We start from the raw sequence: 19061 nt of genomic DNA, 5'->3' as shown, positions 1-19061 counted from the left end.
CAAGCAGGAAGGGAGAGAAGAAGGTAGACAAGATGGTGAGATGATTTTATTGATACGTCAGTTATCGAAAAGATTTGGAAAATTGAAAGATATTTACATCGAAAATATCAACAGTTTGAATATAGAACAACTGGAAAAGCTGGGAGAAGCATTGTTGGATTTTACAGATATTAATGACTTGAAAACATGGTTAGAATCTGAGATAGACAAGTAGGTTTATTTAATTGTCTGATAGCGAAGCGTGGCGTAGCCATATCAGGATATCCAGGATTTTAGGATTTACAGGATGTTGGTTTGCGTTGAAGTTTTTTGGATGTCAGGATTTTTGTGATGTGGGGAATTTTTTAGATATTATTTGATTGATGATCAAGATTCTCATTTAATAAACTATCCTATTCTGCAAATAAAGCTTCTAAATCTTGACGACCATTTACGACTCTAAGAATTTCCACATTATTATCAACAACTTGATAAAAAATGATGTAACCATTTAAAGGAAGTCCACGCATTCCCTGTCTTATGTATTCGTAACTGCGTCCCATATTAGGAAATTGCAGTAATTTTTCACACTTTTTTGTGAAATCTTGAAAGAGTATTTCTCCCGCTTCAATATTTCTGTTTAAAAAGTATTCAGAAATGCTATCTAAATCTCGAATTGCTAGAGGTGAAATCAAACATTGATTCATTTTTTCTCCTCTCGCGCATGACGAAATTTTGCCTGTATCTGTTCAACAACTGTTTCTAAAGGAACTCCTTCCCCTCGTTCTAGTTCTGCTGCGGCTTCATTAACTTTAATTTTCACATCTTCTACCCAGTCTTCATATTCTCGTTGTTTTTCTTGTAAAAGTTCTAGAGCTTGATTAATGACTGCTTCAGCATTAGGAAATCTCCCTTGAGCTAACTGGTTGTGAATAAACTGTTCTTGTTCTGGTTTTAGGGTAATATTCATTGTCTATTTCCTATAACTGATAATTTTCATTATAAACGTAATTGTCAGAATCGCGATGTCCAGGATTTGAGGATGTACAGGATGTTATTGGATGATTTTTGGTGGGGAGTTGGTGATTTTTATTTGTCTGATAGCGTAGCGTGGCGTTAGCCATATCAGGATTTCCAGGATTTGAGGATTTACAGGATGTTGTTGGATGATTTTTGGTGGGGAGTTGGTGATTTTTCAGGATGTTTTTGAATGATTGTTTTTGAATAATTTAAACCATCTATAAATTACCATCCTGTTAATCCTTTAATCCTGGTTATCCTGATTCTGACAAATACAACTTTCATCACCAACAAACCATCAAAAAATTACCATCCTGTACATCCTTTAATCCTGGACATCCTGATTCAGACAATTGAGAATTTCAGATACCCGACAACTTTTAACAATCTTCTCATTTATCACATTAATTATCGCAGAAGTCGGGGATCTTTAGATGCAAACTAACATCCTGTAAATCCTTTAATCCTGTACTTCGACTTCGCTCAGTAACCAGATATCCTGATTCAGACTTAATAATTTTCTGTAACTCTTAAATGTTACAACTTACAAGTCTCGACGCGAGAGAAGAGAAACCACGTCCACACCCCAAAGGTGGGTAGAAATCCTTAATTTCCGTCCCCAGTGCCAAAAGAGTACACAAACAATACGCAACATTTGTCAACTCACTCACTCCCTCCGAGGGGAGGTGTCCTTCCGGCGCTTTCTTGTCAAAAGTAATATCTTTGTAGTACAACCACTTCCCTCCTTTTATCCATCCTACCTTGTCCCCAAACTTCTCCCAAATTTCTGAGTTATATTCTCTCGTTCCACCCAAACTTTGATAAATCCGTTTCTGCACAGAAAAACCAAAACGACCATTACTGTATTTTACCCACAACTGGTCAATGGTGCGGAGGTCTTCACAGGGAAAATTATCAATACTATTAACATCTAACCAACCTGTTTCTTCCCGTTTCGCAACTGCTAACATTACCCTTGCTGTTTCCTCGTCTGCTTCCTTCCATTTTCCAGCTTTGAGTAAGTCACGCAGTTTCTTATCGTCCATTCCACAGGATGATTTTAATTGTACTTCTTGGTTTATTGGTTGAGGTGTGGAATTTTGAGGAATGAAAATTTCTTTCATCTTAGATAAGAAAGAGGAAGAATTTTCAAGTTGAGGAGTAGGGATATTTTTCTGCTGTCTTTCCTGCACTGAAACAGGATTATTATTAACAGGTGGTGGTATGGAAATATTCACAACAGGTTTAACCACTAAACCCAATATTTCCCGAAACTCCCGCACTGTTTGGGGACGGTTGACTGGTTCTAACTCCATCCCTTTGAGAATAGCAGCATTTACCTTATCACTAATTTTCTGATTAAATTTTTGCGGTGGTGATAACTTGACATCTTCCTCAGCGCGATAATTAGCAGGAATGGGAACTCTATTCGTTAATAAACTATATAATGTCGCCGCTAAAGCATAAACATCAGTATAATAACCAAAATCTCCACGCCGTTCATATTGTTCTATGGGTGCATAACCTTCCGTTTTCGTCGCTGTCATGCTTCTGATTTTACCAGGTTGAAATTCCCGCGCTAACCCAAAATCAATTAATACCGCTTCCTTGCTTTCCCGTCGCAACAAAATATTATTGGGTTTCACATCTCGGTGTAAAAGTTTCCGTTCATGAACACATTCTAAAGCTTGTCCGATTTGGTCAATGTAGCGCAAAGCTTCGGTTTCTGACAAGTAACCATTTTCAGCCGTGTAGTTTTCCACATAAGCTGCTAAATCATCACCGTCAATGTGTTCCATGACAATAGCCCAAAGTCCATCTTCGGGAAAATTGTCGTAAACTTGGACAATATGGGGATGATAGCATTTTGATAAATCTAAGGCTTCTTTTCTAAACCTCTTTTGTCTTTCCGCAAAGTCTGGTTTTTCGCGTTGTTCGCGGTTGAGGGTTTTAATCACAACCAACCTGTTTTCTTCTGTATCTTCTGCAAGATAGGTTTCACCAAAGCCACCGCCACCGATCGCTCTTTTAATGATATACTGTCCATTCTGTAGTGGGGTGTTAGGTGTCCAGGTTTGCATATTGTCAGAATCAGGATGTCTGGTTACTGAGCGAAGTCGAAGTACAGGATTGGGAGAGAAATTAATAATTAGTATAACATCCGCGTTTATCTGCGTTCATCTGCGTTTAATTGTCTTAATCAGGATATCCAGGATTTAAGGATGTACAGGATTTAGATCCCCGACTTCTAGGATAATTTATTTTGATACAGAATCACCGATAAAAGAAGTCGGGGATCTTTAGTTATTAGTTTAAAAATTGACTCTATATATGCGCGGATATATTTCTACTCCTAACATTAGTGTAAACCAATTATCGCATCTTGTCAAGTCTTGATGTCAAGAATCATATAAAAAACTGAAAATCAAAAATCTCCACCGCAAACCAACATCCTGTAAGTCCTAAAATCCTGTAAATCCTGATTCAGACAATCCAAAAGTTTACTATATATGCGCGGACAGATTTCCACTCCTAACATTAGTGTAAACTAAAATTTTCTCCTTGTCAAGTCCTGAATTAAGATATTTTGGGAATCCTTGCCGATCTTGCCAAGGGGGCATACAATTTGCCTTTTCTCATATATAATAGTAGATTGTGTTGAATTAAAGCCAGACCATGCCTAAATTAAAGACTCGCAAGGCTGCGGCGAAGAGATTCCGCGTCACCGGTACCGGTAAAATCGTCCGCCGTAAACCGTTCAAAAACCACTTGTTAGAGCATAAATCCTCTAGCAAAAAGAGCAATATGTCCAAGATGGCAATTGTTCATGAACGGGACGAACCTAACGTGCGTTTAATGCTTCCATATTTGTAAAAGATCACAGGTAATAAGATATGACTCGGGTAAAACGCGGTAATGTAGCTCGTAAACGCCGCAATAAAATTCTCAAATTAGCTAAAGGTTTCCGTGGTTCTCACTCAACTTTGTTTAGAACCGCTAACCAACAAGTAATGAAGGCTCTTCGCAGTGCTTACCGCGATCGCAAAAAGAAGAAGCGTGATTTTCGCCGTCTGTGGATAGCGCGGATTAATGCAGCTTCTAGACAACACGGTTTAAGCTACAGCCGTTTGATTGGTAATTTGAAAAAGGCCAATGTGGAACTAAACCGCAAAATGTTGGCACAATTGGCAATTCTTGATCCTGCAAGCTTCGCTAAAATTGCCGAACTCGCTAACTCGGTTAACGGATAAAGGTGGCAACGGATGAATAACGGATGTAACAGATGGCACTTCGGAGAATTGAAAATTAAAAATCAAGAAACTTTTTGGCATTTTTAATTGGAGTAAAACGCAGAGCGATTATGAATAAGTTACATCTGGTATTATCCGCTACCCTATTTTTGATTTTTTGGCTGTCTTTTCTCAGTGGAAATTTAACTGCATCTGCCGCAACAATGGCGGAAATTCAGCAGCGAGGCTATTTAAATATGGCAGTTAAGGATAATCTTCGTCCTTTGGGATTTAGGGATGACAAGGGCAATTTACAAGGGTTAGAGATTGATTTAGCCAAACGTTTGGCCAGTGATTTGTTGGGTAAAGCTGATGCTGTGAAATTGCAACCAGTAGCCAATAGCGATCGCTTACCTGTAGTATTTAATCAACAAGTTGATTTGGCTATTGCTGGAGTCACAGCCACAGAGTCACGTTCCCGCATTGTTAGCTTCAGTGTTCCTTATTATTATGATGGGGCGGCAATAGTTACAAAAAATACATCTATTCAAGAATTAAAAGATATAGACAAAGGGAAAATAGCCGTTCTCAACAACTCTAGCACTGTTGGATACTTAAAATATTTTACACCGTCTGCTGAATTGGTCGGCGTAAATTCTTACGCCCAAGGCTGGGAAAAAATAGAAAATAATCAGGTAGATGGTTTTGCAGCGGATGTCAGCGTTCTTAGTGGTTGGGTGCAAGTACATCCTGAATATCACATATTGACAACTAAATTATCAGCACAACCATTATCTGTAGTTATGCCAAAGGGATTGCAGTATGATGAGTTAAGACGTAACGTGAATGAAGCGATCGCTCGTTATACAGTTACAGGTTGGCTAAAAGAACGGATAGAATATTGGGGATTGTCGTAATTTAGTGAGAAATATACAACCTAATAACTGATAATAGATAGGGTATTTTAATAATTTGTATTTGTAGAAAATGGATAGCAATTTAGTCGTCATTTATCTGTCAATTTTTGTTGGTTTACTTGCATTTGCAGGTGTGAGTGTTTTTCGTCAAGTATTCAAAACCCGCAAACTTGAAAACTCTCTAGGTAAGTTAAAAAACAAATTAACTAAAGAAAAAGGTACGGCTCAAGAATATTATGAATTAGCTAGTATCTATTCAGAGAAAAAAGTATTTAGCCAAGCCATACCCCTATTTCAAAAATCTCTCAAAGCAGCCGAAGAAGAGGGAGAAGAATCTATTGCTCCCATTTACAACGGTTTGGGATATGTTTACTTTGCTCAAGAGCAATATGACTTAGCAATTCGTCAGTACAAAGAAGCGATTAAATTGAACCCAGATTATGTATCAGCCTTAAATAATCTCGGACACGCTTATGAGAAGAAAAAATTGAATGCTCAAGCCTTGGAAATGTATGAAGCAACACTCAAATTATCACCTAATAACCCCGTTGCTAAACGTCGGGCTGAATCTTTACGTCGCTTAGTTTCTATATAAGTAAATTATCTCGTTCCCAGTCTCTGACTAGGAATGCTATCATAGATGCTCTGCCTCTACTTTTATCAAAGGCAGAGCCTTCTAGTAGTCTGTCAATCCAAAAATGACGGATAAAGGCAAGCAGGGGGAGAAGAGGGGCAGGGGGAGTAGGGGAGGGACAACAGAAGTTTTTTCCGATCATTACCCGTTAAAATAAATTTGACGAACTACTAGAATTCATTCCCATACAGGGAACGAGGAAAGTTAAAATATCCTCTTAATCTTACTGTTTCTCATCTTTAGTTGAGGAATCAATAAATGTACTTTTTCAGAAAAATGTGCAAGATGATTAAGAGGCTAAATCTTTTTTACAGGCTAACTATTAGCATTATTATTTTCATTAATATCTGCTGGGGATTTTCTAACATTGTATTAGCTGAAGAAGCGATAATTCCACACCCTCTCAACCCCTTAACAGAACAAGAAATTAATACAGCAGTTACCATAGTTAAAGAGCAAAAAAATCTCAGTGAAACCGCAATTTTTCCCATAATTTCCTTACAAGAACCCGATAAAAAAGCAGTCTTAAATTTTACACCTGGTAAATCATTTCTCCGCCAGGTTTTTTTGCAAGTTTATGAAATCGAACTGAATAAAACCTTTACTGGAACAGTTAATTTAAATACTAAAAATCTCACTTCCTGGCAAGAAATACCTCACGGACAACCTGCTATTTTAAACCCAGATTATGCCATAGCTAACGAAGTCGTAAAATCAGATTTACGTTGGCAAATAGCTATGCAAAAACGGGGAATTAAAGATTTTAAAAATGTAGAAATAAGTTGTTGGGGAGCAGGAATACTCAATAAAGCAGAAGCAAAATCTGGTAATCGAATTTGTCGAGCATTATCTTATTATCAAGGTAAACATTGGAATTTTTATGCCCGTCCCATAGAAGGCGTTTTAGTTACAGTTAATTTAAATAAAGGTGAAGTTGATAGCTTTGTTGATAATGGGATAGTTCCTCTTTCCCAAGAAAATTGGGATTATGATGTTAATGCTTCTAGTCAAGTAATTGCACCACCAAAAACATTAAATATTAATCAACCAGAAGGAACAAGTTTCCAAATTAAAGGTAATGAAATTACTTGGCAAGGTTGGAAATTTCGTTATTTAATGCACCCCCGCGAAGGTTTAGTTTTGTATCTTGTCAAATATAATGATGGTGAAAAAGATAGATCAATTTTATATCGTGGTAGTCTTTCAGAAATGGCAGTTCCTTACGGTCATCCTCAGCCCAATTGGTCATTTCGTAATGCCTTTGATGTGGGAGAATATAATTTGGGATTATTAGCGAATAAACTAGAATTAGGTAAAGAAATTCCTGAAAATGGAGTTTTATTAAATACAGTGTTTGCTAATCCTGAAGGAGAACCTTTTACCATACCTGGATTAATTGGTATCTATGAAAGAGATAACGGTATCCTGTGGAAACATTTTAATTACAGAAATCAACAAAAATATATCCGTCGTAATCGTGAATTAGTCATGAAAATGATGGCAACAGTTGATAACTATGATTACAGTATCAATTGGATATTTAGGCAAGACGGTACTTTAGAAGTAGAGAATGAGTTAACGGGAATTGATTTAGTCCAGGGAACAGCCAGCATAAAACAAACTGAAAATAAGTCATTTGGTAGATTATTAGCTAAAAATATCTTTGGTGTAAATCATCAGCATTTTTTCAATTATCGCTTAGATTTAGATATAGATGGACAAGCTAATTCTGTAATGGAAATGAATGTAGAAGCGTTACCAATGGGTGATAAAAACCCGTTAGGCAATGCCATAACTGTAGAAGATACTCCACTAAAAACCGAAAAATCTGCTGTGCGTGATATGGATATTCAACACAGTCGAGAATGGATGATTGCTAGTGCAAATAAACAAAATAATTTAGGTGTTTCACCTGCATATATGTTAATGCCAGGAGGAAATACAATTTTGTATGCGGTAGAAGGTGCCAATATTAGGAAAAAAGCAGGTTTTGCAACTCATCATTTTTGGGTGACAAAATATAAACCCAATGAAATGTATGCAGGTGGAGATTATCCCAATCAAACGCAATTGGGGGAGGGTTTACCAAAATATATTGGTGATAATGAATCTGTGAATAATGAAGATCTAGTTGTCTGGTACACAATGGGAATCACTCATATTCCCCGTCCAGAAGATTGGCCTGTAATGCCAACTCACCGCGTTGGTTTTAAATTGATGCCCAGGGGATTTTTTAAGAGGAATCCCGCGATTAATTTGGGTGAGTGAAACAAAAATAATATGTAATTTATTCACCCAGAAAAAAAGAAGCCCAAAATTTATTTCTGGGCTTCTCATGTCCCCTTTTAGGGCGCAAGGGCGTTACCACGAATTAAGCTACCAAGAGTTTTGGCAGTAATTTTTAATTGGGTGAAGGGGTTAGCGGGAACTACAGTTTTATAAAGATAACTATCAAAAGTTAGCTTTTGTACATCCATGTCATCACACATTTCTACAAATGCTTCGCGGGTAGCATCGGAACGATAGAAGACGTTTTGGAGAATGTCTAATACTTTGTAGGTGAGTCCGTATTTCTTATCCCAACGTTTCAGGTATACTTTGAGGTCGGCTTCTGTGGGAATCCGCGCACCGCCGTTAGCTGCTTCTACAATGGCCTCGGCGCACATTCTGCCAGATTTAGCCGCAAAATAAATACCTTCACCAGAAGACTTGGTAACATAACCAGCAGCATCTCCTACCAAGGCTATGCGTCCAACAACGCGACGGGGACGGGGATGTTCCGGGATGGGGTGTGCCTCTATTTTGATGATTTCACCGCCGGCTAGTTTTTCAGAAGCACGGGCGCGAATACCAGCTTGGAATTGTTTGATTCTGGCTTTGTTGATGTGCATTGTGCCAGTACCTACCGCTACGTGATCATATTTGGGGAATACCCAAGCGTAGAAGTCGGTAGAAACATCATCGCCAACGTACATTTCGGCGAGTTCATTGTAATAGGCCATTTTGTCTTGGGGAAGACGAATACGTTCTTGGAAAGCGATCGCATAATTGTAATCCCCAGCACCCATATCCTTAGCAATGCGGGAATTTGCCCCGTCCGCACCAACGATTAAATCCACTTTCAGGGTTTTAGTAACGCCCTGCGCTCCTTCTCCTGTATGGTCAACGTAGTGGATTGTATAGGGGTCAGACTTGCCGGCAGGAATATCAACTTTATGAACAGTGGCGTTAATTAAATTTGCCCCTAATTTTTCCGCCCGGTCTCGCAAGAAGCCATCCAACACTTCTCTGCGGCACATTCCTATGTATTCATCTTGATTGATTAGATTGATATCAACCTCACGATTAGAGGGAGAAATCATTTTCATTTTGCGGACTTGACGGTCAATAATTTCTGGAGGTAAGTCAAATTCCTTCACCATACAGAGGGGAATAGCACCCCCGCAAGGCTTGGCGTAATCTAGCTTCCGCTCAAATAAATAGGTTTCAATCCCAGCTTTAGCTAGTGTTTCAGCAGCGCATGAACCCGCAGGTCCTGAACCAACAACAGCAACCCGTAGTGTCAAAGGTTTTCTCCCAATTATAAACATTTTCCCAAAGTATCCTATCACGGACTTTTGGCTGAATTCCTTCTATAGCTCTATGTTTTGATAGAAATGCAATATTCCTTAATATTTCGATATAAAAACCCCACATTTCTTATCCTATAAGTAGAGATTAATCAATGGTAATTAACAATACCTTCACTATTTTCTGTTGATGAATTTATTGAGTGTTAAAGGCGTTAATGGTAATTATGGCGGTGAAGCTTACCGCACTGGCTAACTTGGTAAGGTTTGTGGTAATATTATCCAACGCATTAAATTAGGTGGGCGTTCCAGTCATTTTTGTTCTCAATTTCAAAGTTAGTGTTAAATTCATATTTCTGTCTTCAAATCAACTTAAATGACTCGCTTTATCCATGATCAATTTGCCAAACAATATCTAACTGAACTATTAACACCCTATGGTCAAGTAGAAACCAGTAAAGATATCACAGCAGAAGTCAGACAAATTGACGTTGTATTTATTCCTTCACCCCAACCAACACAAAGCCTGGAAGCCCTAGGAATATTGGGACGGATGGTGAGAAATTATGCTATATTCGAACCATTCCGTAATGCTGTCACTAAAAGTGAAATTCGCAGTTGCATGGGTAAATTATTTGACATCCATGGAGACATAGAGCGTCAATCTAATCGCAATAATAACCGTATAAATGAAGCCGAATTACCCCGGCTATGGATTTTTTCTCCTACTGCGTCAGCGGAACTTCTCACAAGTTTTAATACAACTGGAGATGAAGAAAACTGGGGAAAAGGGATTTATTTTTTGGGAGAAGGCTTAAAAACCGTAATTATTGCGATTCACCAACTCCCCAACACACCAGAAACCCTATTTCTGAGAATTTTAGGGAAAGGGAAAGTACAACGACAAGCGGTTGAAGAATTAGAAGCACTGGCAAATAATAGTCCCTTCCTTGCGGATGTCATACAATTGGTACATAACCTAATTGCTGTGTTATCTGCACGTCAACGACAAGAACACGATATTGATAAAGATGATCAGGAGTTGATTATGAAATTATCGGAAATGTATCAACAACAATTAGAAGCACTTAAAAAACAAGGACTTCAAGAGGGACTTGAGGAAGGACGACAAGAAGGACGACAAGAAGGACGACAAGAAGGACGACAAGAAGGACGACAAGAAGGACGACAAGAAGGACGACAAGAAGGACGACAAGAAGGACGACAAGAAGGTGTAGAAAGGGAACGACGCGCTATGATTGAAAGTATCATGCAAGTCCGGTTTGGACAGGTTGATTCTCAGCTACAAACAATTATCAACCCTCTAATTGCCATGAATAGAGAAGAATTTACTCCTTTGCTTCTACAATTATCTCGTGAGGAGTTATTAGCTAGATTTGCACAATAATTGAGGCGAAAATCAGCAACCCCCCGCAGAATTTACAAATAAATCAAAGCGCGAAAATAGAGAATTGGGGGGTTGACAATTGCTTTGGGATTTGTTATCATGAACTTGATAAGGAAGAACTATGTTAAACTAAATATTAATTTTCTGAAACCGCTTACTACCAAGGTAGGCGGTTATGTTTTTTGAGGAAAGAAATTACCTTTGTGTCTGGGTACAAGATAAAATTTTGAGTAAAAGCGTTTATTTTGGAACGAGGGGAATTTATGGCTGTTAAAAAAGGCAATATGGTGCGGGCTATTCGGGAAAAGTTGGAAAATAGTCTAGAAGCTAAAGCTAGTGATTCCCGCTTTCCTAGTTATTTGTTTGAAACTAAGGGGGAAATTGTCGATATTAAGGGTGATTATGCTTTGGTGAAGTTTGGACAAGTGCCAACGCCAAATATTTGGTTAAAGTTAGAACAGTTGGAAGAGTTTGTTTAATTGGTAATTGTGCTTTAGCTTAACCGACAGAAGCCCCACGCCTGACCCTAAGGGCAGCGTGGAACTACCCAACAAGTGGTAGAATCAAGATTCAGCCCCAATTCCCTCCCTAATATGTATTGCGGTTGGGAATCTAAGGTTGATAAGATTTATAATGTATAGGTGAAATTTTTCACCAACATACCAGGAACTAAACTTCCTCCTAATTGTCGGCTTTCGTAAGTTCCGACTTCGGGAATAAATTCCTGGAAGTTTGTTAAATCAATGAGATTTTCTGCACTCCAAAAACGATAGAGACTTTCATCAAAGCGTAGGTTAGCAATGGGGGCAATAATTTCGCCATTTTCTACCCAAAAGCAAGCATAACGAGTCATCCCTGTAATTCTCCCAGATGGGCGATCGCTCCAGTTTAAATAATGTAAATTAGAAACATATAACCCTGTATCTAAACTGGGTAAAATCTTCTCAAATGCCAAATTACCAGGATTAATTTCGGGAGAACGTAAGGTTTCTGAACCATTCGCACCATTAGCGGGTTTATGATATTCTTTCGCTGTGCGAGAATTAACTAAGCTATTAATTAAAATCCCTTTTTCAATTAAAGTTAATTCGGATGCAGCCATTTCTCCTAAATTATTAAATCTGGGAACTAAACCACTTTGAAAATTTTCTCTTAAAGTAAATTTTGGGGAAAGTTGTTTTTCTTGACGTGATAAAGCAGCTAAGGCGCTATTACCTTGTTGGATATCCGCTTCACTAATAGCACCCCAGGAAAGCATACCTAATAAATCAGCTACCGCAGCGGGAGCAAAATAGGTTTTATATTGTCCTTTGGGTAATTCTTTAACTGGACGAGATAGCATTTCTAACTGCTTTTTTCCATCATTTATTTTAGCTAAATAAGCAGTTTCATTCCACTCACTACCGGCAAAAGTTCCTTTAACAGCTTGTGCTGATGTCATAAATAAGGAATAATCTAAATTAAATGAATCAGTGACAAACCAATGTTTTTGTTCACTAGAATCACCATAACCTCTAATGACAATTCCTCCAGCATACATTCCGGTAAAATCTAAATTAGCAACGGTTTCGAGAATACTGGGAACTAATATTTCTGGAGTCAGTAATTTACCAGTATTAACTTCTCGACTGATATTATTTCCTGATGGTATCACTAAATAAGGATCAATTGGTAATAAAGGCAATTCATGACGTAATTCTTGTAAAGCTGTATAAGCTAATTCCCAATCTATATCCCAATTTCCAGTAAAGGAAAATTGACGAAAACTACTACGTTGATTGGCCATTAAGGTCAATTGAATCGAACCGTCTTGAACATAACCTGTTTGTCTAACTTTAGCAGAATTAAAGCGAGTAAATTGACTGCTTTCGCTGCTAAGTCTCACTGTAAAATGTTCATTTTCTGCTTTTTTAATCAGCAGAGTTTCCACAAGTTGATTAAAAGTTTTTTCTAGGGTTGATAATTCTTCTGGTTTCATTTTTTAAATTAAATTGTATCTGGGTCAATATTTAGTTCTCGCAATTTTGCTGCTAAACGTTCTGATCTTCTAGCTTCCCATTCTGCTCTTTGGGATTCTATTTCTGCTCTTTGGGATTGTATTTCTGCTCTTTGCACTTGTATTGCTGTTTTTTTAGTTTCCTCTTCTGCGGTTTCTTCTGGTGTCGGCACTAACTCTCCTGCTGGGGTAAAATACCTTAATAGTCCTTGATTAATTCCTAAATATAACCCTAACTGTTCACTCCATAAATATCCTTGTTTATTGGGTTCTAAAGGTTGATATTTATTATCTATTAAATGAAAACCTGCAAATTCTAATGTATAAGGATCAAACCAAAAGTAATCTGGTGTGCGGAAAGTATTTTGGTAAAGTTCTTTTTTAAATTCTCTATCAGTATTAGCTGTACTGGGTGAAAGAATTTCTAAAATGAAATTAGGGTATTTACCGTCTTCTTCCCAAACTACCCAACTTTTGCGGGTTTTGCGTTCAGTTTCCAAGACAACAAAAAAATCAGGACCTCGGAAAAATTGTGATTTTTTCTGATTAGGACTATAGTAAATAGTCAAATTTCCCGCAGCATAGAAATTTGTTCTATCTTTCCATAACCATTCTAAACATTTGAAAAGTAAAATTATTTGTCGTAGATGTAGTTCAGTTTCCACGGGAGGTTCATCACTATATAAATCACTAGGAGGAAATATTACATCTGCGGAGATGTCTTGTTGTGATTCTAATTCTTGAGCAATGATCATATTGATATGGCCTCAAGTAGTTACTTTTTTATTGTAGCATTAATTCAAGATCAATATATTTCTTTCTGTTGGGTTGCGCTGTTGCTTAACCCAACCTACTTTAACTCACCAGAACCTAAAGCGGAAAATTCATTAACCACCACCAAAAACCTCAATATTTGCAAATGCACAAACTGGTGAACCATGGCCTACAAAAATCATTTGATTTGGTTCTCCTTTGCCGCAATTAGGCGCTCCATAAATTTGCCAATTGCTATTATCTCCAACTTGAATTAAACTATGCCAAAATTCTGGTGTAGTAGCGCGATAATTAGGATTCCGGAGGGTTTTGGTAAGTTTACCATTTTCAATTAATCTTGCATATTCACAACCAAATTGAAATTTATAACGTTGATCATCTATTGACCAAGAACGGTTAGATTCCATGTAAATTCCATGGTCTATTCCTGAAATAATTTCCTCAAAAGTGGCATTTCCTGGTTCTAAATTTAAGTTAGCCATTCTGTCTATGGGAGGACGATTCCAGGAAGAAGCCCGCGCACAAGCAACACCGGGTAAATTTGCTCTGGTTTGACTTTCTAAACTACCTAAACCTCGTTGTAAAATCCCTTTTTTAATAATAAATTCTTTGGTAGCTACTGCACCGTTATCATCAAAACTATAACTGGCAAATTCACCTGGTACTGTAGGATCAAAGGTGATATTCATGAGCGGTGAACCATATTCTAATTTACCAAAATCATCTTTGGTGACAAAACTACCTCCAGCATAGTTGCGTTCATCTCCTAAAATGCGGTCAATTTCTAAAGGATGTCCGATACTTTCATGAATTTGTAGCATCATTTGATCTGGTGCTAAAACTAAATTAGTCCGAGTATTTGGACATTCTGCTGCTGTTAATAATTCTAATACCTGTTCACCAACTTGTTGAACTTGATGCCATAAATTATCTTGTTTAAACAGTTCCCAACCACCTTGATAGGAGTTAGCGTAAGCACCATTGTTGGTGCGTTGTTGGACAATTGTACCATCTTGAGCGATCGCTCCAAAATGATGACTAAGAGATAGAATATTCTGATATATTTCGGAACCATTACTACTCACAAACCAAGTTTCTTTTTGATCTGTGCCGACGGTGGCTGTAGTTTGAATGATTTTATCGTTAATTTTGAGTTGCTGACAAATCCGAATTAGTAAGTTGTTGATTTCTCCAGGACTAAAAGCGTTAAATGGTTCTAAAAATGGTGAGTTATATTCACCAACTACTTGAGGACGGGTATTTTCACTCAGGGGATATATCCACCATTTACTAGCTGCTAATGCTTGTTTATAGGCGATTTCCGCAGCGTTTTGTAAGCTGGAAATATCTAAGGAGTTGGTGGCTGCATAACCTAAACAACCATCAACTATGACTTCTATCATTGCTCCCATGTTTAATGATTTACCATTGCTTTGGGGTAAACCATCACGCACGGAATGATGGGTTGAAGTTGTTTTTACGGCTCTAATTCCTACCCAGTCAGCGGGGATGTTTAAATGAGAAATTGCGGTTGTTAATTGTTTCCACATTGTGTTAAGTAAAAATTGAGAATTATTTTTTTTGCACGCAGAGACGCTCCAGGCGCAGAGAGGAATTTTAAATTTATTATCTGTGCCAGCGTGTAGCTTATTTCGTATCAATTAAATTAAACTAATGGTCATTTTGTTAAAGGTATAATCTCAGGGTGCCAAAATGTTCCATCTTTTGTGTCAGTTAAGACCACTCCCTTTTCTAAAAGTTCATCACGAATGCGATCACTTTCTGCAAAGTTTTTTGCTTTTCTTGCTTCCCATCTTTTTTGAATTAACTCCTCAATTTCTGCATTACTTATACCATCCTGTTTAGGAGTTTCTGTTTCTGGTTTGGCGGTTAAACCTAAAACTTCTGCTAATGTAATTAGGGTTTGCCATTTTTGCAGTAGTTCGTTAGCTGGGGTTGTTGTTTTTCCTTGATGAACAATGATGTTTCTTTCCCGATTTAGTTCTTTGGCTAATTCAAAAATTATTACTAAACCACCAGGAAAATTAAAATCATCATTAACGGCTTCTTGAAATCTCTCAATCTCGGAATTTTGGATTTGGTTAGATTCATCCCACTCTAGTTTTTTACCATGTTGATGTCCAAATAATAAAGCTTCTTTGATAGTATGCCAGCCGTTGGTTGCTGCCAATATAGCATCATCGGTAAAATCTATGGGTTTACGATATTGTGCCATCATCACAAATAAACGCACGGCCATTGGATCTACACCCCGATCTAATAATTGACGAATGGTGATAAAATTACCCAAGGATTTGGACATTTTTTCCCCATCTACTTTGACCATGCCGTTGTGTAACCAATAATTGGCTAAAGGTTTGCCGGTAACGGCTTCCGATTGAGCAATTTCGTTTTCATGGTGGGGGAAAATTAAGTCAGCACCACCAGCATGAATATCTATGGTATCACCCAAGCGATCGCGTACCATGGCCGAGCATTCTATATGCCATCCGGGGCGACCTTTTCCCCAAGGAGACTCCCACGCGGGTTCACCGGGTTTTGCAGACTTCCACAGGGCAAAATCAAAGGGGTATCGCTTCTTTTGATATTCTGGGTCTTCGACGTTTACCCGTTCACTTGCACCGGCTTGCATATCTTCTAATTTCCGTCCCGAAAGTTTGCCATATTCGGCAAAATTCTGGACTGCATAATACACATCACCGTGAGACGGATACGCAAAACCTTTATGTTCTAAATCGTGAATTAATCTCTGAATACCATTCATTGTATGTGTAGCGCGGGGATATTCATCAGCTTCTTTAATTCCCAACCGCGACATATCTTCAAAATATGCTTGAATATATTTTTCGGCGACAACTTCCATGGAAGAACCTTCTTCTCTGGCGCGTTTGAGAATTTTATCATCAATATCCGTAAAATTTTGGATATAGCGGACATTATAACCGATAAATTGCAGATAACGACGCACTACATCCCAAACAATACAAGCTCTAGCATGACCCAAATGGCAGTAATCATAAACCGTCACGCCGCAATAATACATCTTAACTTTGCCAGGTTCAACGGTGGTAAATTGTTCTTGACGACGGGTGAGGGTATTGTAAATAGATAGGGTCATAATAGAGGAATAAGGCAATCTGACGATAAACAATGATAACGCAAGTTGATGACAATGGCGTAAATGAAAATTTTAGTAGCTAATAATTGGCTATGATTATTGTTAGTAATACTTCGTAATCTTGTCAACACCTGGAGGTAAAGTATGATTCAATCTATCATTTAATCAATGGAGAATATCGAGTTAGTCAATTTAGAGAAAATCAAACTATAGTATCACCAACTTTCCCAGAGCTTACCCTCAGTGTTAACCAGATTTTTCAAGCTGGTATGTAAATATGTTATACCAATTTTATATGAGACGGCACAGAATCATGAAATCCATAAATTCATCCGTCTTCATCTGCGTTTATCTGCGTTTATCTGCGGTCAATTATTCTTGAAATCTGATTCTATACAGCTTCATCTTAATTTGGTATTACTCTAACGCCGAGTGGACAAAATCAAGATAAAATTTAGAATACACCAAAATCCTCCTTTATGACTATGACATCATCAGTTACTACAGAATCTCACCCAATGGCAGCGACCAAACAAGGTTTACCAGTAACAATTATTACGGGTTTCCTTGGTAGTGGTAAGACGACTTTACTCAATCATATTCTCACAAATCAGCAAGGTGTAAAAACTGCTGTGTTAGTGAATGAATTTGGCGAAATTGGTATTGATAATGAATTGGTTGTTTCCACTGATGAAAACATGGTGGAATTAAGTAATGGCTGTATTTGTTGCACAATTAATAATGACTTGGTTGATGCTGTTTACAAGGTTTTAGAAAGGGAAGAAAAGCTAGATTATCTAGTTGTAGAAACAACTGGTTTAGCAGACCCTTTACCCGTAGCTATGACATTTCTGGGTTCAGAATTGCGAGATTTAACTCGGTTGGATTCTATTATTACTGTAGTTGATGCGGCAAATTATAGCTTAGATTTATTCAATTCTGAAGCGGCTTTGAGTCAAATTACTTATGGTGATGTCATTATTCTCAATAAAACTGATTTAGTTGATGAAACCACTTTGCAGGAATTGGAGAAAAAAATCAACAATATTAAGGAAGGTTCCAGAATTATTCGCACGACAAAATCCCAAGTTCCCCTACCTTTAATTCTTAGTGTTGGTTTGTTTGAATCTGATAAATATTTTGATGACCACGCAGAAGAACATCATGATCATGATGATTGTGGACATGAACATCACGATGATCATGATCATTCTACCTGTGGCCATGACCACCATGATCATCAACATCATCATCATTCTGACCACTTAGAAAATGATGGTTTTATCTCTATTTCTTTCCAAAGTGATAAACCTTTTTCGATTAGAAAGTTTCAACATTTCTTAGATAACCAATTACCCACAAATGTCTTCCGTGCTAAGGGAATTATGTGGTTTGATGAAAGTCCCCAACGTCATATTTTCCATCTTTGCGGTAAACGCTTCACTATTGATGATGATCAATGGAAAGGAGAAAAGAAAAATCAGTTAGTGTTAATTGGTCAAAATCTGGATACCGAAACCTTACTTCAGCAGTTAGAAAACTGTATTTGTCTTCCTTCTATTAGTAAAGGTAAAGGATTTGGGAAGTAGTAATTAAATAATATCCAGAACTCCGACTTCTTCAAGAAGTCGGGGTTCTTGTTTTTTGTCAATGCTATAATACAGCAGATTTCGCTCTAATGAGGTACAAACTTGAATTATAAAACTTTTGTAGTGCGGGCATCTTGCCCGCTGGATATGTACCTCATAACACCGGAAAGTGCTGTATAAGGAATTTTATTGGTAATCCTAAACAACCGACAATCTCTGTTTGTAATTTAATTGATCAAGAATATCAAATTAGCAAGTTTCGAGATCATGAACGGATTATTTCCCAAACTTTTCCTGAATTAGATCTTACTGCAAATCATATTTTTAAAGCTTATATATAATCAAATCATAATTTATGAATAAATTGTTCCATGACATACTCCCTGAGAACAGGTTGCAAAGTGTACTTACCCGCTTCTTTCTCTATTAAAGAGCGTGAATATAGCCTTTCTATTGCTTGTAAAAGTTGGGATTTAGAAACAGTCGGTAATATATTTTGATTTGGTGCTAAATCAGTAATAGTTGTTAATTGCTGGTCAGTGGACAGACAGTACATAATTTGCCATTCTAGAACCGAGAGGGGATTTAACTGCTGTTCCAGTAAGCTGTTAATATAATTACTGACTAATAATGTATCTTGTTCTAGGAATTTTTCAATATTACCATTAAATAATTCAATGATGGTATTAACAACAATTTTAACTTTCAGAGGATTATTACTATACAGATGACATAATTCAAACTTTTGTTCTTCAGTCCCTAACAATTGTTTTGATTGTATCTGTAGCGACCTGCAATTATAAATC

Annotated in this window: 17 protein-coding genes and 4 pseudogenes; 12 read left to right on the top strand and 9 right to left on the bottom strand. The window is 37.5% G+C overall.

Features of this window, described 5'->3' with window-relative positions; genetic code table 11:
• A partial coding sequence (locus FJR06_RS22080) for a DUF4351 domain-containing protein (protein ID WP_168652279.1) occupies window positions 1-214 on the top strand: 214 nt, incomplete at its 5' end.
• Window positions 215-392: 178 nt separating this feature from the next.
• On the opposite strand, the gene FJR06_RS22075 is transcribed toward FJR06_RS22080, so the two are convergent.
• The 3 genes from FJR06_RS22075 to FJR06_RS22065 form a co-directional block, all read right to left on the bottom strand.
• Window positions 393-686, bottom strand: a complete 294-nt coding sequence (locus FJR06_RS22075; RefSeq protein ID WP_015079969.1) for a type II toxin-antitoxin system RelE/ParE family toxin — start codon at window positions 684-686, stop codon at window positions 393-395.
• Window positions 683-949 carry a type II toxin-antitoxin system ParD family antitoxin gene (locus tag FJR06_RS22070; RefSeq protein ID WP_015079970.1) on the bottom strand — a complete coding sequence of 89 codons (267 nt, stop codon included), beginning with the start codon at window positions 947-949 and terminating at the stop codon, window positions 683-685. The genes FJR06_RS22075 and FJR06_RS22070 overlap by 4 nt, the downstream gene beginning before the upstream one ends.
• Window positions 950-1529: 580 nt before the next feature.
• Window positions 1530-3080 carry a serine/threonine-protein kinase gene (locus FJR06_RS22065; protein ID WP_254434468.1) on the bottom strand — a complete coding sequence of 517 codons (1551 nt, stop codon included), beginning with the start codon at window positions 3078-3080 and terminating at the stop codon, window positions 1530-1532.
• A gap of 595 nt (window positions 3081-3675) precedes the next feature.
• Here FJR06_RS22065 and rpmI point away from each other — a divergent pair.
• The 5 genes from rpmI to FJR06_RS22040 all read left to right on the top strand — a co-directional run bounded on the left by rpmI (window position 3676) and on the right by FJR06_RS22040 (window position 8048).
• Window positions 3676-3873: a 50S ribosomal protein L35 gene (gene rpmI, locus FJR06_RS22060; RefSeq protein WP_015079972.1), complete on the top strand. Its 198-nt coding sequence runs from the start codon at window positions 3676-3678 to the stop codon at window positions 3871-3873.
• Between the two features lie 20 nt (window positions 3874-3893).
• Window positions 3894-4250, top strand: a complete 357-nt coding sequence (gene rplT, locus FJR06_RS22055; RefSeq protein ID WP_015079973.1) for a 50S ribosomal protein L20 — start codon at window positions 3894-3896, stop codon at window positions 4248-4250.
• Window positions 4251-4360: 110 nt separating this feature from the next.
• On the top strand, window positions 4361-5146 hold the full coding sequence (locus FJR06_RS22050) for a transporter substrate-binding domain-containing protein (protein WP_168652278.1): 786 nt from the start codon (window positions 4361-4363) through the stop codon (window positions 5144-5146).
• A gap of 70 nt (window positions 5147-5216) precedes the next feature.
• Window positions 5217-5741, top strand: a complete 525-nt coding sequence (locus FJR06_RS22045; RefSeq protein ID WP_015079975.1) for a tetratricopeptide repeat protein — start codon at window positions 5217-5219, stop codon at window positions 5739-5741.
• Window positions 5742-6065: 324 nt separating this feature from the next.
• Window positions 6066-8048 (top strand): primary-amine oxidase, encoded by a 1983-nt coding sequence (locus FJR06_RS22040; RefSeq protein ID WP_168634324.1) that lies wholly within the window; start codon window positions 6066-6068, stop codon window positions 8046-8048.
• Window positions 8049-8125: 77 nt separating this feature from the next.
• On the opposite strand, the gene chlP is transcribed toward FJR06_RS22040, so the two are convergent.
• Window positions 8126-9346, bottom strand: a complete 1221-nt coding sequence (gene chlP / locus FJR06_RS22035; RefSeq protein ID WP_148764917.1) for a geranylgeranyl reductase — start codon at window positions 9344-9346, stop codon at window positions 8126-8128.
• Between the two features lie 196 nt (window positions 9347-9542).
• Here chlP and FJR06_RS22030 point away from each other — a divergent pair.
• The 3 genes and pseudogenes from FJR06_RS22030 to FJR06_RS22020 all read left to right on the top strand — a co-directional run.
• Window positions 9543-9689 (top strand): annotated as a pseudogene (locus FJR06_RS22030) (zinc finger domain-containing protein); the annotation flags it as partial.
• A gap of 36 nt (window positions 9690-9725) precedes the next feature.
• Window positions 9726-10757 (top strand): hypothetical protein, encoded by a 1032-nt coding sequence (locus FJR06_RS22025; RefSeq protein ID WP_168652277.1) that lies wholly within the window; start codon window positions 9726-9728, stop codon window positions 10755-10757.
• A 263-nt stretch (window positions 10758-11020) separates the two neighbouring features.
• Window positions 11021-11236, top strand: coding sequence for an NAD(P)H-quinone oxidoreductase subunit O (locus FJR06_RS22020; RefSeq protein WP_015079980.1), 216 nt, complete (start codon window positions 11021-11023; stop codon window positions 11234-11236).
• A 149-nt stretch (window positions 11237-11385) separates the two neighbouring features.
• Here FJR06_RS22020 and FJR06_RS22015 read toward each other — a convergent pair whose 3' ends face one another.
• From FJR06_RS22015 to cysS, 4 genes are all read right to left on the bottom strand, one after another.
• Window positions 11386-12735, bottom strand: coding sequence for a TldD/PmbA family protein (locus tag FJR06_RS22015; protein WP_168652276.1), 1350 nt, complete (start codon window positions 12733-12735; stop codon window positions 11386-11388).
• Window positions 12736-12743: 8 nt separating this feature from the next.
• Window positions 12744-13508, bottom strand: coding sequence for a Uma2 family endonuclease (locus FJR06_RS22010; protein WP_168652275.1), 765 nt, complete (start codon window positions 13506-13508; stop codon window positions 12744-12746).
• Between the two features lie 132 nt (window positions 13509-13640).
• Window positions 13641-15077 (bottom strand): TldD/PmbA family protein, encoded by a 1437-nt coding sequence (locus FJR06_RS22005; protein ID WP_168652274.1) that lies wholly within the window; start codon window positions 15075-15077, stop codon window positions 13641-13643.
• 128 nt (window positions 15078-15205) lie between these two features.
• A complete protein-coding gene (gene cysS / locus FJR06_RS22000; RefSeq protein WP_015079984.1) occupies window positions 15206-16666 on the bottom strand; it encodes a cysteine--tRNA ligase in 1461 nt (486 codons plus the stop codon).
• 149 nt (window positions 16667-16815) lie between these two features.
• Here cysS and FJR06_RS24580 point away from each other — a divergent pair.
• The 3 genes and pseudogenes from FJR06_RS24580 to FJR06_RS21990 all read left to right on the top strand — a co-directional run.
• Window positions 16816-16941 (top strand): annotated as a pseudogene (locus tag FJR06_RS24580) (Uma2 family endonuclease); the annotation flags it as partial.
• 210 nt (window positions 16942-17151) lie between these two features.
• Window positions 17152-18255: a GTP-binding protein gene (locus FJR06_RS21995; protein ID WP_041458360.1), complete on the top strand. Its 1104-nt coding sequence runs from the start codon at window positions 17152-17154 to the stop codon at window positions 18253-18255.
• Between the two features lie 179 nt (window positions 18256-18434).
• A pseudogene (locus FJR06_RS21990) lies at window positions 18435-18596 on the top strand (Uma2 family endonuclease); the annotation flags it as partial.
• Between the two features lie 5 nt (window positions 18597-18601).
• Here FJR06_RS21990 and FJR06_RS21985 read toward each other — a convergent pair.
• A pseudogene (locus tag FJR06_RS21985) lies at window positions 18602-19061 on the bottom strand (hypothetical protein); the annotation flags it as partial.

This window comes from Dolichospermum sp. UHCC 0352 (assembly GCF_009711925.1).
Lineage (GTDB): Bacteria > Cyanobacteriota > Cyanobacteriia > Cyanobacteriales > Nostocaceae > Dolichospermum > Dolichospermum lemmermannii.
Note: the sequence above shows the minus strand (reverse complement) of the source record. Positions and strands in the feature narration are given on the sequence as shown.

Excerpts from the sequence above, each read along its gene's own strand:
- FJR06_RS22075 (WP_015079969.1), bottom strand. The coding sequence starts at position 686 with ATGAATCAATGTTTGATTTCACCTCTAGCAATTCGAGATTTAGATAGC.
- FJR06_RS22070 (WP_015079970.1), bottom strand. The coding sequence starts at position 949 with ATGAATATTACCCTAAAACCAGAACAAGAACAGTTTATTCACAACCAG.
- FJR06_RS22065 (WP_254434468.1), bottom strand. The coding sequence starts at position 3,080 with ATGCAAACCTGGACACCTAACACCCCACTACAGAATGGACAGTATATC.
- rpmI (WP_015079972.1), top strand. The coding sequence starts at position 3,676 with ATGCCTAAATTAAAGACTCGCAAGGCTGCGGCGAAGAGATTCCGCGTC.
- rplT (WP_015079973.1), top strand. The coding sequence starts at position 3,894 with ATGACTCGGGTAAAACGCGGTAATGTAGCTCGTAAACGCCGCAATAAA.
- FJR06_RS22050 (WP_168652278.1), top strand. The coding sequence starts at position 4,361 with ATGAATAAGTTACATCTGGTATTATCCGCTACCCTATTTTTGATTTTT.
- FJR06_RS22045 (WP_015079975.1), top strand. The coding sequence starts at position 5,217 with ATGGATAGCAATTTAGTCGTCATTTATCTGTCAATTTTTGTTGGTTTA.
- FJR06_RS22040 (WP_168634324.1), top strand. The coding sequence starts at position 6,066 with ATGATTAAGAGGCTAAATCTTTTTTACAGGCTAACTATTAGCATTATT.
- FJR06_RS22025 (WP_168652277.1), top strand. The coding sequence starts at position 9,726 with ATGACTCGCTTTATCCATGATCAATTTGCCAAACAATATCTAACTGAA.
- FJR06_RS22020 (WP_015079980.1), top strand. The coding sequence starts at position 11,021 with ATGGCTGTTAAAAAAGGCAATATGGTGCGGGCTATTCGGGAAAAGTTG.
- FJR06_RS22015 (WP_168652276.1), bottom strand. The coding sequence starts at position 12,735 with ATGAAACCAGAAGAATTATCAACCCTAGAAAAAACTTTTAATCAACTT.
- FJR06_RS22010 (WP_168652275.1), bottom strand. The coding sequence starts at position 13,508 with ATGATCATTGCTCAAGAATTAGAATCACAACAAGACATCTCCGCAGAT.
- FJR06_RS22005 (WP_168652274.1), bottom strand. The coding sequence starts at position 15,077 with ATGTGGAAACAATTAACAACCGCAATTTCTCATTTAAACATCCCCGCT.
- cysS (WP_015079984.1), bottom strand. The coding sequence starts at position 16,666 with ATGACCCTATCTATTTACAATACCCTCACCCGTCGTCAAGAACAATTT.
- FJR06_RS21995 (WP_041458360.1), top strand. The coding sequence starts at position 17,152 with ATGACATCATCAGTTACTACAGAATCTCACCCAATGGCAGCGACCAAA.